At 30.5% G+C, this 446-nt stretch carries 1 protein-coding gene; it reads right to left on the reverse strand.

Annotation, left to right across the window (positions count from 1 at the left end):
- Positions 1–140: 140 nt before the first annotated feature.
- Positions 141–443 (reverse strand): DUF5960 family protein, encoded by a 303-nt coding sequence (locus HMPREF2961_RS09240; RefSeq protein ID WP_002333318.1) that lies wholly within the window; start codon positions 441–443, stop codon positions 141–143.
- Between the last annotated feature and the right edge of the window lie 3 nt (positions 444–446).

Raw genomic sequence — 446 nt, forward strand, 5'->3', positions numbered from 1 at the left:
TTATTTTTGATTTTATAGCACTGATACTATAAAATATAGATATCATCATATTACACAATCTTAATACTAACTTAAAAATATCTCCTTTTATAAGTATGGTGATAAAATCCGTTCCGGGCTACCTTTTTAGGTAGCCTACTTTAATCTTTATACCTTTCTGGATCAACGAAAGTATACTTTATATAGTCATAACGCCGATGATCGCTCCGTGCGTCTGGCACGTCAGTCACGATATCAAACAAAAAATATACATCTTTCTTCATTCTAGTTTTCGCAGCAGGAATTTTAAAGTAGTTCTTATTAGAATAGTAGAGATTGATTAATAAGCTATCTTCGATTGCTAAAAAGAAAACTTCTGAATCCCACACCTTATAAAAATCTTTGACAAATCTATTCGAAGGATCAAATTTAAACCATAATTGTGTTTTTCCTTCCATCAACATAAT

It is taken from the genome of Enterococcus sp. HMSC076E04 (assembly GCF_001814285.1).
Taxonomy (GTDB): domain Bacteria; phylum Bacillota; class Bacilli; order Lactobacillales; family Enterococcaceae; genus Enterococcus_B; species Enterococcus_B lactis.